Raw genomic sequence first — 14,411 nt, forward strand, 5'->3', positions numbered from 1 at the left:
GGCGAATCATATCGCCCTTAAGAGGTGTCCGGGATCATTAGGCCAGTTCAAAGCGGCCCCTCGATTTCAGCATTCAAACAGATATCGCCTGGGCCGCTCTGCGGCCCGATCGCGACACAAGGCCGCTCCTACAAAGGGCACATCGGCTTTAGCGCCGGTAGTAACGGTGCTCGTCATGGTGCCGCTGGTGCATCGCCCGCTCATGGCGGCGCTCCCAGTCCCGACGGCGTTCCCAATCGCGCCGCCGCTCCCAGTCCCGCCGGGCTTGCTCGCGCCGCCACTGTTCGCGGCGCCAGTCGCTTCTGTGGTCGTGCCAGCGGCCGTCATCGTGAGCCAGCAGCGTGGCTGGCTGTTCAACGGCCGCACTGGCCACCCTCGACCAAGGGTTGCCGGCCGCTTGCAACGGTGCTTGAACGGCCGGCGCCACTGCCTCGGGCGCCTTCATTTGTGTTGCTGATGCCGTGCCCACCGCCGCGAACGAGAACAGGCCGAGCAGCATCAACCTTGCGACATGTATTTTCATGAGCGAAGCCAACCTCTGATAACCATTGAGCCATCTGGCCAGCAGGTGTGGAGCGAACCTTGTCTCGCATGCCGCGACCTGTCTGTGCCTTTCACATAGACCGGCAATCGGGAAAAAGTTCGCTGCAGCAATAACTTGTAGAACTTTGCCCGGTGCAAAAGGGTCGCTCACATCAACGCCCGCCACCCTTGTGGGAGCGGCTTTAGCCGCGAACACCGGCAACGCCGGTGCCATGCGTGCGATCATCCGTCTGCAAACACCTCGCGCAAATGGCCCCGATAGCTGTCGAACGCCGCTATCGCCCCAGCCACCGCTTCTGCCTCTTGCCACTCATCCAGCAGCAGACCATCCACTTTGGCAACAAACTCGCGCCAATGCAGCGCGCGGCCATCCGGGTGCGCTGCCAGGTGGCTGGCGCCCAGGCTGCCATCCAGGCCAAGGCGCTGGGTGAACTTGAACAGAAACGCCGCCCCCAGGTTCGACCCTTCACTGCAGTACAACCAGCCCAGGGCCTGTGCCGGGCTGGCGCAGACCGGTTGGGGGCGCGGCGGTAAAGGCCAGCCCAGGTCACGCAGATCGGCCTCGACCGCCGCAAAGCGTGACAGCGCCATCAGCCCCGGCAGCTGCACATTGAGTTGCCGATCCTGATACAGCGCCAACAAGCTGCCATGAAACCGGTGTTGCACCTGCAGGAACCGGCCATAGCGTTCGCGGCTCTCGAAAGGCCGGGCAGCCATCACCAATTGGTCGACGCTGTCGTGGTCCCGGCTGCTGGCCGCTTTCAAGCGTTTGCAGCGGCCTGGCTCTGTAAGGGGGGAAGGTACAGCGGTCATCGGCATATCCGTGGCATAAGGGCAATGTAGCCATCATGCTTGCCACCCCTGGCACGCAGCAAGTACCACACGTGGCGATCTAACCCAAGGCAGCTGCCTGTTGCAGGTTCAGCGAGCGGGTTTCCGGGGCCAGCAGCCAGGACAGCAGCAGGCCGAAGAATGTGATGGCAGCGGCCACGTACATGGTCTGCGCAATGCCCAGCACGTCCAGCGACATCGGCACCAGGTAGGTGCCCACCGCTGCACCGATGCGTGAGATGGAGGTGCCCATGCCGACGGCGAACGCGCGGATTTCGGTAGGGAAGATCTCGTTCGGGTACACCAGCGTCAATACCTGCGCGCCGCCGATGAACAACGCATAGAGGGCGAAGAACAGCAGGATCCAGATGCCTGCGCTGCTGTGCAAGGCGCCCAGGCACAGCAAGGCCAGCCCCGACACCAGAAAGCTGTACAGCAGCAGGTTGCGGCGGCCGATCACGTTGATCAGGCGGGTAGCAAGCACACAGCCGACGACGAAGAACAGCGTGATCAGCACCGAGCCGATCGAGGCGCTGTCACCTTTCACGTTCAGCGCCGCCAGCACTTTGGGCGCAAATGCATACACCGAGAACAGCGGGATGATGCAGCAGGTCCAGAACACGATGACAAACAGCATGCGCTTGCCATAGCCGGCATACAGCAGGCTCCAGATGTTCACCTTGTGGCTGACGCTTTGCTCGGGCAGGTTGCGCAGGGAAAAGTCCTTGCCATATACCGCCTTGATCACGTGTTCCGCTTCGGCGCTGCGGCCTTTGCTGATTAGCCAGCGTGGCGACTCGGGCGTACCGATACGTACCACGAAAAGCGCGAGGCCAATGATCGCGGAGCTGGCCAGCACCAGGCGCCAGGCATCCTCGACGCCGCTGCGCAGCAGCAGTTCGCCAACGATGTAGGCAGCTGCGGCACCGGCAAACCATAGAATGGTAAGCATGGCCAGGCGTGGACCGCGGTACTTTTTCGGCATGAACTCGACCAGCAGCGAGGTGGCCACCGGGTACTCGATACCCACCGCAATACCGATTACCAGGCGCAACAGGAAGATGGCCAGCGCCGAGTCGGCCCAGAACTGCCCAAGCGAAGCGACGATGAACAGCGTGGGCCCGACGAAGAACAAACGCTTGCGGCCAAGACGGTCGGTCAGCCAGCCGCCCAGGAAGCCGCCGAAGAAAATGCCGATCAGCGCCGAGGCGGCAATCAGGCCTTCCCAGAAACTGTCCAGTGACAAGGCCGTGCTGATGTGTGCCAAGGCGACACCGATGATACTCAACACATAACCATCGACGAACGAGCCGCCGCCGGAACGCAGAGTGAGAAGCTTGTGAAAGCGGTTAAGCGGTACATCTTCGACTGAGGTATTAGGACTTGTCATTGTTGTCTCCCGATAGGGTTTTCGAGGCAAAGGGGCAGCGCGACTCCCAAGACGGAGCCGTGAAGCCATCTCGAAAATTCAGTGATCGATGGCTATACGGTTATTGTTGTTTTCGGTGCCGATGACGGCGTAATCAGTGAGCGCCTTGTCGCTCATATTTCATAACGCACTTCTTTCGATGGCGGGTGGCCGAAGAACGCACTGTAGGACCTGCTGAAGTGGGTGCACGAGACGAACCCGCAGGCAATGGAGACATCGAAGATCGATGCGTTGGAGTTCTGGATCAGGCGCCGCGCTTCGGTAATGCGCAGCTGGAAGTAGTACTTCTGTGGCGTGGTATCAAGCTGGTCCTTGAACAGCCGCTGCACCTGGCGCACCGACAGGCCAATGGCCTGGCACAACTGCCCGGGCGCCAGCGGCTCCTCAAGGTTGGCCTCCATCAGCTTGATGATCTCGCGCAGGGGCCGGCTGACCTTGGGTTGCAGTGGCTTCTGAAAACTGCGGAACTTGCTCTGGTCATGGTCCAGCGTGTCGAGCACGGCATCGGCCAGCGCCTGGTTGCAGCCGATGTTCAGCCACTGCAGCATCATTTCGAAGGCGCCTGCCGGCGAAGCGGCGGTCAGCCGGTCGCGGTCGAGCACCAGGGCGTCATGGGTGACCTGGGCGTGCGGCACGCGCTCGGCCAGGGCAATGCGTTGTTCCGGGTGGATGGCGCAGCGGTAGCCGTCGAGCAGGCCGGCGCTGCCCAGGTACCAGGCACCGTTCCACAAGCCGCCGAGCACCACCGGGAACCTGGCCAGCCGCTTCAGCAGCGCGGTCAACCAGCCCGGTACGGTACGCGCGGCCCGCAGGCCACCGCAGACCACCATGATGTCGAGGTCGCACAGGCGCACGTCGGTCAGTGGCGTGTCTGGCCTGATGGGGATCGCCAGGTCGCTCATTACTTCGTTGTGGTTGTGGCTGAAGGTGTGCACGCGGATCGAACCGGGGGCAATCAGGTTGGCCGTGACCAGCACGTCCAGGGCCTGGGTGAAACTGGGCAGGGAGAAGTTTTCCAGCAACAGGAAACCCACCCGGGAAGGTTGGGGGCGGGCAACCGATTGGGCCATGAAACCCAGGTTGCGCTCCTTGAAGGTGTGGCTGAACGCTCTTGTAGTTATTGTCATGAGGCACCCAAGGCCGATACCTGTGGCTCGGCTGACGAACAGTGTTCAGGCCTTCCGAAGAAGGCTTTGGTATACGGGTCGGGGTGTAATGTAAGTGCGAGACAGTGGCAAAGTCCAACGACATTTCAACGCATTCTTTAATAACCCAGTGTTATCGGTGAATGGGCCGATTTCTCGTATAACCTTGGGTTATGCGTAAAGTAATTTTAGTGCCGATGTGTTTTTCAGCGTGCTGTGTACGATTCAATTGTCGAGCACGCGGAACGAGGAGATAAGACCAGGATGTTGCAGCGGCAAGTTGACCCCGATACCTTGTTACTTCGCATGCCGTCGTTACGCGCCGTTAAAGCTTTTGTGGCCGCCGCCAAGTACCAGAGTTTCACCCGGGCGGCGGAAGCACTGTGTGTTTCGCAGGCGGCTATCAGCCGGCAGATTCGCGAACTGGAAACCTACCTGAGTGCGCAGTTGTTCGAGCGTGTGGGCCGTGCAGTTTCGCTGACGCCAGCGGGCTCGGTGTTTTTCGAGGCTTCCCAGTTATCGTTCGTCAATATTGCCCAGGCGGCGGAGCGCATTCGTCATACCCCACAGGACAAGCACGTCCTGACCATTTGTTGCTCGCCGGCGTTTTCGGCGTTCTGGTTATCGCATCACCTCAAGGAGTTTCGTGCCAACAACCCGGATATCGAACTCAACCTGATCACCACGCAGAACTTTCTGACGCGTGAGCCAGGGGTTGAGCCGGATGTGATCATTTCCAAGTTTGCCAATGTGGGTGAGGCCTACACGATCTACCCGCTGTGCCATGACGTGATCTACCCGGTGTGCTCGCCGCAATACCTTGCGCGCCACCCCGAGGTCGGCACGCTCGAAGGCCTGCGCAGCAGCGCGCTGCTCGACCTGAGCCCGTTCGGCCGGGCCGGTGTGGCCGAACATGTGGACTGGAGCGTGTGGCTGGCGTTCTACAACGTGGACATCGATGAGCGTGACGCCGGCAGCCCGCCGCTGTTTCACGCCAATGACTACAACCTGATCATCAATATGGTGCTGGCCGACCAAGGTGTGGCTTTGGGTTGGAACCAGTTGGTGGCGGGCCTGGTGGAGCAAGGCAGGCTGGCCAGGCCGGTGCGTGAGCAAGTGACCTTGCGCAATAGCCTGCATTACCTGGCTTGCAGGGAAAATACCGAGCATGACGCGTGCGGGCGAGTGCGTGACTGGGTGCTTTCAAAGTTTAGCGGCTGGCGAGTTTGAAGTCATAAATGCATAACGACGCCTTATGCAATGGCCTTTGAAAATGTTGTTTGTAGCGAGCAAGGCAGTGGCTTAACTTGCGGGTGAGCGGCAACACGTTGTTCAAAAAAGAATAAGGGTCTGGTAATTGTCCGCGGTCGTTGAGAGCGCCGTGTGGCTGGAGGATAATAATGAATAGCAATGAATCCGTCATGAGTCTGATCAAACAGCGTAAACCACGGCATGTGTTGCCACGCGAGTTATACCTGGATCCCGAAGTTTACCGTCAGGACCTGGAACAGATCTGGCACAAGGACTGGGTGTTTGCCGGCCATACCTTCGAAATCCCAAAGGCGGGCCAGTACTTCACCTTGCAGATCGGTGACTACCCGGTAGCCGTGGTGCGGGGCAAGGATGGCGAAGTGCGCGCGTTCCACAACGCCTGCCGCCACCGTGGCGCCAAAGTGTGCGAACACGCCAGTGGCAAAGTGGCCAAGCTGGTTTGCCCCTACCACAAGTGGACCTTCGAGCTGGACGGCAACCTGATCTATGCCGGCAACATGGGCGCGGACTTCGACAAGACGCAACACAACCTCAAGCCCGTGCATGTGCAAGTGGTGCACACCTACATCTATGTGTGCGTCGCGCAGCAGGCGCCAGACTTTGCCAGTTTCCGTGCTGCGGTCAGCCCGTTCATTGCCCCGCATGGCCTGGAAAACTGCAAGGTTGCCTTCGAATCCAACCTGATCGAAAAGGGCAACTGGAAGCTGGTGTTCGAGAACAACCGCGAGTGCTATCACTGCGACGGCACCCACCCCGAGCTGCTCAACTCGTTCGTAGAGAACCTGTCGGTGGCCGGGGTGGGTGGCGATGACGACCCCGAACTGGTCGCTCACTGGACCCGCTGCGAAACCGCCGGCATGCCCAGCCGCCTGGTCATGGACCCGCTGGGGCGCTTCCGCATGACCCGCATCCCGTTGTCGGCGGGTGCGGTCAGCTACACCATGGACGGCAAGCCTGCGGTGAATGGGCGACTGGACAGCAGTGGCGAAGCGGACATCGGTGCGCTGCTGTACTTCAATTACCCGTCTACCTGGAACCACTTCCTGGGCGACCATGCGCTGAGCTTCCGCGTGCTGCCGATTGGCCCCGGGGAAACGCTGGTGACCACCAAATGGCTGGTGCCGGAGTCGGCAGTGGAGGGGGTGGATTACGACCTCGACCGGCTGACCAAGGTGTGGCTGGCGACCAACGACCAGGATCGACGCCTGGTGGAGGGCACCCATGCTGGCGTTTCTTCACCGGCCTATGAACCGGGGCCATTCTCGGAAAATGCCGAGAACGGTGTGTGCCAGTTCGATGACTGGTACTGCGCGACCATGCTGGAGCGGTTGAGCGGGCGTGTGCCATTGAAGTCGGTGGGTTGAGCAAGGGCTCTGCGGCTACTTCGCGGGTAAACCCGATCTACAGGGTCCGCGCGAGCTGTTCGGCTTCCTTGGCTCGCGTCACGTTGACTGCGCTGGGCAAGCGAACGTCATTCTTCGCTGCGAGGATCTCGGCCATGACACTGACGGCAATTTCGGCCGGGGTCTTGCTGCCGATATAGATGCCAATCGGCCCATGCAGGCGCTGCAGCGACGCTTCGCTTTCACCAAAATGTTCGATCAACCGTTCGCGGCGCAGCTGGCTGTTGCGCCGCGAACCGATGGCGCCAATATAGAAGGCCGGGCTGTGCAAGGCTTCGAGCAGGGCCAGGTCGTCCAGCTTGGGGTCGTGGCTGACGGCGACGATGGCGCTGCGAACGTCCGCGCGGAAGGCGCGGACCACGTCGTCCGGCATGCCCGGCAGCAGCGTGACCCCGGCGATACTCCAGCCCGCTGTGTATTCCGGGCGCGGGTCGCACAATGAAACGCTGAAGCCGTTGAACAGGGCCATGGTGGCCAGGTACTCGGCCAGTGCCCCGGCACCGATCAGCAGCAGGCGATAACCCGGGCCGAGGGTGCTGAGCAGGCGCTGGCCATCGAAACTGAACAGTTCAGGTGTGGCGGTGGCGGTCAGGCTGGCTGCGCCGTTGCGCAGGTCGAGATTGCGGCGGACCAGGCTACCGCTGTCCAGGCACGCCAGCAGTTGCTCCAGGTGCGCCAGCGAGGGGGAGAACTCCAGCACCAGCTCAAGGGTACCGCCGCAGGGCAGGCCAAAACGGTGGGCCTCGTCGGCGCTGACGCCATAGCGCACCACCTGGGGCAGGCCGGCAGGCATGTCGGGGCCGCCGTAGGCGCGGGTGTGGCGGTGGATGAGGTCGTCCTCGATACAGCCACCGGAGACACTGCCGACCACCCGGCCATCGCTGCGCAGGGCCATCATCGAGCCGACCGGGCGCGGCGAGGAGCCCCAGGTGCGGGCGACCGTAGCGAGCAGGACGCGGTGGCCGGCGGCTAGCCAGTCGCGGGTGGTGCGCAGGACCAGCAGGTCGATGCTTTCCATTAGGGGCTCCATTAATCCTGATGTTCAGCGGTGGCTGTGCTGGCCTCTTCGCGGGTAAACCCGCTCCTACAGGAAGATCACGATATGCCAGGCATGTGATGAACCTGTGGGACCGGGTTTACCCGCGAACAGGCCAGCACAGGCATCCCCCACATCAGCGCATGTGCAAGATGATCGGGCTACTGCTGGCCGGGTCGGTATGCCCGCGCAACTTGCCCACCGACTGCGCACTCACCGCGCCGCCGTGGTTACCCCACGCCGAACGCACAAAGCTCAGTACCTCGGCAATCTCCTGGTCCCCCAGCTGTTCGCGGAACGCCGGCATGCGGTAGGCATCCGGCACCCCGGCAGTGACCACCCGCTGCGAGCCGTTAAGGGTGATGTTGATCGCCGAGGCGTCCTCCTTGGCCAGTGCCGAAGTGGCCCCGGCCAATGGCGGCATCCACTCGGCCTGGCCCTTGCCGTCCAGGCCATGGCATGACGCGCAGCGGGTCACGTAGGTATGCGCCCCCGGGCTGTCGAGCCGTGCAGCCGCCGACTGCGCCTGATACTGCCAGGGTGCGCCATCACGTTGCGGGTCGCCGGGCAGTGACTTCAGGTAGCGGGCAATGGCGGCCAGGTCGTCGTCACTCATGAACTGCGTGGAGTTGTTGAACGCTTCGGTCATCGAGCCGAACACTACTGCATGGCGGTTGCGGCCGGTTTTCAAGAACCGGGCGATTTCCTCTTCGCTCCAGCGCCCCAGCCCGGTGTTGTGGTCAGCGCGCAGGCTGGGTGCATACCAGCCATCGAGCAATGCACCGGCGAGGAACGGTTTGCCGCTGTCATCCAGAGCTTTCTCGTTGAAGGCCAGGCCGCGTGGCGTGTGGCAACTGCCGCAGTGGCCGGGGCCCTGAACGATGTAAGCGCCACGGTTCCACTGCGCATCCTGACCGGTTTGTGCAGCGTATGGCGCGGTAGGGGCGAACAGGCCATTCCACACTGCAATGGGCCAGCGCAGGTTTAGTGGCCAGGGAATGTCGTTGACCAGGTTGGCCTGCTTTACCGGCTGCACGCCGTGCATGAAGAACGCGTACAGCGCCTTTACATCGTCATCGCTGAGCTTGGCGTAGGACGGGTAGGGCATGGCCGGGTACAGCCGCCGGCCGGCGGGCGCAACACCGTGACGCACGGCGCGGTCGAAGTCGGCCAGGCTGTAGCTGCCGATACCCGTGCCCTGGTCGGGGGTGATATTGGTGGCGTAGATCGCCCCCAGCGGGGTGGCCATTTGCAACCCGCCAGCGAACGGCTTGCCGTCCGGCACGCTGTGGCAGGCCACGCAGTCACTGAGCCGCGCCACATACTCGCCGCGGCTGACCAGCGCCGGGTCGGCAGCACTGGCCTGCGCATCGGCAAACGGCGAGGCGGGCTCGCGGGTGACATACCAGGCCAGCAGGCCTGCCGCGACCAGGCACGGCAGCGCCAGCCAGCCCGCGGTTCTTGCGAAACGATGGGTCATGGGGCATTCCTTGTGCGCTAGCTGAAGGTGTGGCGGCTCATTGGCAGGCTGCGTACGCGCTGGCCGGTGAGCTGCGCGACCGCATTGGCCACTGCTGGTGCCACTGCGGGCAGCGGTGGCTCACCGATGCCGCCCATCTTCGCCCCGCTTTCGACAATACGCACATGGACCCGGGCCATGCGCGCAGGCGGCAGGATCGGGTACAGGTCGTAGTTGCGCGCGCGCGGCTTGCCGTCCACGTACACCGCTTCTTCCACCAGCGTCTGCGACAGGCCCAGGGCGACCGCACCATTGACCTGGTGCTCGATGATCGCCGGGTTGACGATGCTGCCCGGGTCGATGGCCTGCCAGATGTCGTGCACCTTGACCTCGCCGTTTTCTATCGACACTTCTGCGATGACTGCCGCCTCCGAACCGAACGGTGAAGCCATGGCCACGCCGCGTGCGCGCTTGCTGCCGTCTTCGGCGGTGAACGGCCCGCGTTTCCAGCCACCGGACAATTCGGCGACCGCGTTCAGCAGGTTGGTCAGGCGCGGGTTGTCGCGCAGCAGGTGCAAGCGCAACGCGAACGGGTCCTTGCCGCCCTTGTCAGCCAGTTCGTCGAGGAATGACTCATAGAAGAAGTCGTTCAGTGAATTGCCCACCGAGCGCCAGTAGCCGAGCATGGCCGGGCCTTTGACGTAGATCTGCGCGATGCGCTTGTTGGCGATGGCGTACGACTTGCCCGACAGCCCCTCAAGCGCGGTCGGGTCGATCTTGTCCCCTTGCTTGCCGGCGATGGCCTCGGTCGGGCCTTCGGTGGCGCTCACTGCCTCGATGGCCACCGGCATGCCGTCGGCATCCAGCCCGGCGCGGAACTTCACTACTGCGACCGGGCGCAACACATCGCGCAGGAATTCCTCTTCGCGGCTCCAGATCAGCTTGACCGGTCGGCCAACCGCCTTGGCCAGGGCAATTGCCTGCGGGTAAGGGTTGGCCGAGTCGTAGAGGAAGTGGCGGCCGAAGAAACCGCCCAGCAGTGGCGAATGCAGGTTGATTTGGCTGGTTTCCAGGCCGGTGCGCTTGGCAATGTCGTCACGGAACATGTCCGGTGCCTGGTTGGGCAGCCATACGTCGAGGGTGCCGTCCGGGTTGAAGCGGGCGAGGGCGGAGGGTGGTTCCAGCTGCGCGTGATTGAGGTACTGGTTGTGGTAGCTGGCCTCGACCTTGGTCTTGGCATTGGCCAAGGCACCTGCAACATCGCCTTCGTTCTCTTCGTCACGCGCCGGGCCGTCGACCTTGGCCAGGTGCTCGCGCCAGCCGTCGCTGGAGAAATCGGCCGGCATCGGCCGTACCGTGCTGTCGGCGGCTGGCTCTTTCCAGTCCACCTGAATGGCTTCCACCGCGCGCTTGGCATGCCACCAGCGTTCAGCGACCACGGCCACGGCGCCCGGCAACTGATGCACCGAGTGCACGCCTTGCATGGCCTTGACCTGCTCTTCATTGCGCAGGCTGCCCACGGTCATGCCCAGGCGCGGCGCATGCTGCACGGCGGCGTGGAGCATGCCGTCGACCTTGATGTCGATGCAGTACTGGGCCTTGCCGGTGGACTTGTCGTAGGCATCCAGGCGCCGTACGGGTTTGCCGATCCAGCGAAACTGGCTGGGGTCGCGCAACTTGACGCTGGCCGGGTCGGGCACCGGCAGGTCCATGGCACGCCCGGCCAGCTCGCCGTAGGATACGGAGCGCCCGGTCGAGGTATGTATTACGTTGCCCGGCGTGGTTGTAAGTTCCTCGACCGGCACGCCCAGCTGTTCGGCGCCTGCCTGTAGTAGCATGGCCCGGGCGAGGGCGCCCAGGCGGCGCATGGTCGGATAGCTCATGCGCACCGACATGCTGCCACCGGTAATGCGCATGCCGTTTTCCATCACCACATAAGCTTCACCTGGTGGTGCGCTGTCGACCACGAAATGGGCCGGGTCGACGTCCAGTTCTTCCCCGACGATCTGCGCCATGGCTGTGAACGGGCCTTGCCCGCCTTCCATGAACGGGCTGAGCAGGCGCACCGTACCGTCCGGGCGGATCTCCAGGAATGCCGGCACCTGTGTACCACGCGCTGGCGTTGCTGCAGCCGCGGCCTGCACGCGTGCCGAGCCCATGGGCAGGCCGAAACCCAGCACCAGGGCGCCGACAGCGGTGCCGGCCAGAAAGCGCCGGCGCGACAGGTTGACCGTTTCGCCCAGCTGCAGCTTGAGCAGTTCGGCAGGGGTATCGACGGGCGTGTTCATCAGGCCTGCTCCCCTTGGGCCAGGTCATGCACAGCGGCATGGATGGCGTTGTAGGTACCGCAGCGGCACAGGTTGACCATGGCGGCGTCGATCTGCGCATCACTGGGCTTGGGCGTGTGCTTGAGCAGCGCCGTGGCGGCCATTACCTGGCCGGACTGGCAGTAGCCGCACTGGGCTACCTGGTGCTCGACCCAGGCCGCGACCACCCGTTTGCCGACAGCATCGGCCTCGATCGCCTCGATGGTGGTGACTTCGCGCCCGACCACGCCGACTACCGGGGTGACACAGGCGCGCACCACGTTGCCATCCACCAGCACCGAGCAGGCGCCGCACTGGGCCAGGCCACAGCCATACTTGGTGCCGGTCAAACCCAGGTCATCGCGAATCACCCACAGCAGGGGCGTGTCGGCGTCCGCCTCGACCTGATAGGTCTTCTGGTTGATGCGTAGTTCCATGGTTCACCTGCCAGTCATCGGTTGTTGTCGCTGTTTATTTGTCAGGTGGGGAATACGTTGTTCCCCAATCTGGAAACGCTAGCACAGGGGGACGACCGCCGGTCTGCTGGCGGGGAAGGCTCAGAGGATCGGGCAAGTAATCCGGTGGAATGCGCAAGGCCGCTCCCACAAATCAGTAGCGCATTCGGCTTCGAGGGGGACTTCCACAACGAAAACCCGGATAATGCCGGCCAATCTCGTTTTACACGCTTAAATCACGGTAATCCCGCATGGAAATCAAGGTCAATTTTCTCGACAATCTCCGTCTCGAAGCCAAGTTCGACGACTTCACGGTGATCGCCGACCAACCGATCCGCTACAAAGGCGATGGTTCGGCCCCGGGCCCGTTCGACTATTTCCTGGCATCTTCGGCCTTGTGCGCGGCTTACTTCGTCAAGCTGTACTGCCAGACCCGCGACATCCCCACAGAAAACATCCGCCTGTCGCAGAACAACATCGTCGACCCGGAGAACCGCTACAACCAGATCTTCAAGATCCAGGTCGAGCTGCCCGAGGACATTTCCGAGAAGGACCGCCAGGGCATCCTGCGTTCCATCGACCGCTGCACGGTAAAGAAAGTGGTGCAGACCGGCCCCGAGTTCGTCATCGAAGTGGTTGACAACCTCGACGCCGATGCCCAGGGCCTGCTGATGCCGGTGTCGGACACCAGCACCTACATCGCTGGCAAGGACCTGCCGTTGGAGCAGACCATCGCCAACATGTCGGGCATCCTTGCCGGGCTGGGGATGAAGATCGAAATCGCCTCGTGGCGCAACATCGTGCCCAACGTGTGGTCGCTGCACGTGCGCGACGCGCAGTCGCCGATGTGCTTCACCAACGGCAAGGGCGCCACCAAGGAAGCCGCCCTGGCCTCGGCACTGGGTGAGTTCATCGAGCGCCTGAACTGCAACTTCTTCTATAACGACCAGTTCTGGGGCGAGGACCTGGCCAACGCGGCGTTCGTGCACTACCCGAACGAGCAGTGGTTCAAGCCCGGCCCGCGCGATGCGCTGCCAGCCGAAATCCTCGACGAACACTGCCTGGAAATCTACAACCCGGACGGCGAGTTGCGCGGCTCGCACCTGTACGACACCAACTCGGGCAACACGGCGCGCGGCATCTGCTCGCTGCCGTTCGTGCGCCAGTCCGACCAGCAGGTGGTGTACTTCCCGTCCAACCTGATCGAAAACCTGTTCCTCAGCAACGGCATGAGCGCTGGCAACACCCTGGCCGAAGCGCAGGTGCAGTGCCTGTCGGAAATCTTCGAGCGTGCGGTGAAGCGCGAAATTCTTGAGGGCGAACTGTGCCTGCCGGACGTGCCGCAGGACGTGCTGGCCAAGTACCCGGCGATTGTCGCCGGCATTCAGGGCCTGGAAGAGCAAGGGTTCCCGGTGCTGGTCAAGGATGCCTCGCTGGGTGGCGAGTTCCCGGTCATGTGCGTGACCCTGATGAACCCGCGCACCGGTGGTGTGTTCGCCTCGTTCGGCGCCCATCCGAGCCTGGAAGTGGCGCTGGAGCGCAGCCTTACCGAACTGCTGCAGGGCCGCAGCTTCGAAGGCCTCAACGACCTGCCGCAACCCACCTTCGAAAGCCACGCCCTGACCGAGCCGAACAACTTCGTCGAGCACTTCATCGACTCCAGTGGCGTGGTGTCGTGGCGCTTCTTCAGCACCAAGGCCGACTTCGAGTTCGTCGAGTGGGACTTCTCCGGGCACGGCGAGGATTCCAACCAGCAGGAAGCCGCGACCCTGTTCGGCATCCTCGAAGCGCTGGGCAAGGAAGTGTACATGGCGGTGTATGACAACCTTGGCGCCACGGCCTGCCGCATCCTGGTACCGGGCTACTCGGAAATCTACCCGGTCGAGGACCTGATCTGGGACAACACCAACCGTGCCTTGTCCTTCCGTGCCGACATCCTCAACCTGCACAACCTTGAAAGCCGCCCGCTGAAGCTGCTGCTCAAGCGCCTGGACAATTGCGATGTGGATGACTACACCACCATCACCACACTGATCGGCGTCGAGTTCGACGAGAACACGGTGTGGGGCCAGTTGACCATTCTTGAGCTGAAGTTGCTGATCTGCCTGGCTGTACAGCGCTTCGAGGAGGCCAAGGAACTGGTCGAGGCGTTCCTGCAGTTCAACGACAACACCGTCGAGCGTGGCCTGTTCTATCAGGCGTTGAACGTGGTGCTGGAAGTGCACCTGGATGACGAGCTGGAGCTGGAAGACTACGAAGCCAACTTCCGCCGCATGTTCGGCAACGCGCGCATGGACGCGGTGTTGGGTTCGGTGGACGGCAGCGTGCGCTTCCATGGCCTGACCCCGACCAGCATGAAACTCGAAGGCCTCGACCGCCACCTGCGCCTGATCGAGAGCTACAAGAAGTTGCATGCGGCACGAGCCAGGTTTGCCTGATAGCTGCTGCTCGAACGTTCAGACACTTCAGACCAACGCAGCATCTGTGTAGGAGCGGGGGGGGGGGGGGGGGGGGGGGGGGGGGGGGGGGGGG

The 14,411-nt window shown here is 62.8% G+C and carries 11 protein-coding genes; 3 read left to right on the forward strand and 8 right to left on the reverse strand.

Annotated features, from left to right (window positions below; translation table 11 throughout):
• Positions 1–148: 148 nt before the first annotated feature.
• The 4 genes from IAE39_RS26315 to IAE39_RS26330 form a co-directional block, all read right to left on the reverse strand.
• Positions 149–523, reverse strand: coding sequence for a hypothetical protein (locus IAE39_RS26315; RefSeq protein WP_236548830.1), 375 nt, complete (start codon positions 521–523; stop codon positions 149–151).
• Positions 524–765: 242 nt separating this feature from the next.
• Positions 766–1,356: a biliverdin-producing heme oxygenase gene (locus IAE39_RS26320; RefSeq protein ID WP_201207419.1), complete on the reverse strand. Its 591-nt coding sequence runs from the start codon at positions 1,354–1,356 to the stop codon at positions 766–768.
• Positions 1,357–1,435: 79 nt separating this feature from the next.
• A complete protein-coding gene (locus IAE39_RS26325) occupies positions 1,436–2,764 on the reverse strand; it encodes an MFS transporter (protein WP_201207420.1) in 1,329 nt (442 codons plus the stop codon).
• Between the two features lie 152 nt (positions 2,765–2,916).
• Entirely contained in the window at positions 2,917–3,930 is a 1,014-nt protein-coding gene (locus IAE39_RS26330) for a GlxA family transcriptional regulator (protein WP_201207421.1), read from the reverse strand.
• Between the two features lie 285 nt (positions 3,931–4,215).
• On the opposite strand from IAE39_RS26330, the gene IAE39_RS26335 reads away from it, so the two are divergent.
• Positions 4,216–5,178, forward strand: coding sequence for a LysR family transcriptional regulator (locus IAE39_RS26335; RefSeq protein WP_201207429.1), 963 nt, complete (start codon positions 4,216–4,218; stop codon positions 5,176–5,178).
• Between the two features lie 170 nt (positions 5,179–5,348).
• Positions 5,349–6,584: an aromatic ring-hydroxylating oxygenase subunit alpha gene (locus IAE39_RS26340; protein WP_201207422.1), complete on the forward strand. Its 1,236-nt coding sequence runs from the start codon at positions 5,349–5,351 to the stop codon at positions 6,582–6,584.
• Positions 6,585–6,621: 37 nt separating this feature from the next.
• Here IAE39_RS26340 and IAE39_RS26345 read toward each other — a convergent pair whose 3' ends face one another.
• The 4 genes from IAE39_RS26345 to IAE39_RS26360 all read right to left on the reverse strand — a co-directional run bounded on the left by IAE39_RS26345 (position 6,622) and on the right by IAE39_RS26360 (position 11,861).
• Positions 6,622–7,641: an XdhC family protein gene (locus IAE39_RS26345; RefSeq protein ID WP_201207423.1), complete on the reverse strand. Its 1,020-nt coding sequence runs from the start codon at positions 7,639–7,641 to the stop codon at positions 6,622–6,624.
• A gap of 154 nt (positions 7,642–7,795) precedes the next feature.
• Positions 7,796–9,139: a c-type cytochrome gene (locus IAE39_RS26350; RefSeq protein WP_201207424.1), complete on the reverse strand. Its 1,344-nt coding sequence runs from the start codon at positions 9,137–9,139 to the stop codon at positions 7,796–7,798.
• A gap of 17 nt (positions 9,140–9,156) precedes the next feature.
• Entirely contained in the window at positions 9,157–11,406 is a 2,250-nt protein-coding gene (locus tag IAE39_RS26355; RefSeq protein WP_201207425.1) for a xanthine dehydrogenase family protein molybdopterin-binding subunit, read from the reverse strand.
• Complete coding sequence (locus IAE39_RS26360; protein ID WP_201207426.1) at positions 11,406–11,861, reverse strand: (2Fe-2S)-binding protein; 456 nt, start codon at positions 11,859–11,861, stop codon at positions 11,406–11,408. The genes IAE39_RS26355 and IAE39_RS26360 overlap by 1 nt, the downstream gene beginning before the upstream one ends.
• 269 nt (positions 11,862–12,130) lie before the next feature.
• On the opposite strand from IAE39_RS26360, the gene IAE39_RS26365 reads away from it, so the two are divergent.
• A complete protein-coding gene (locus IAE39_RS26365; RefSeq protein WP_201207427.1) occupies positions 12,131–14,317 on the forward strand; it encodes an OsmC domain/YcaO domain-containing protein in 2,187 nt (728 codons plus the stop codon).
• Positions 14,318–14,411 lie beyond the last annotated feature (94 nt).

This window comes from Pseudomonas sp. S37, from assembly GCF_016658545.1.
Taxonomy (GTDB): domain Bacteria; phylum Pseudomonadota; class Gammaproteobacteria; order Pseudomonadales; family Pseudomonadaceae; genus Aquipseudomonas.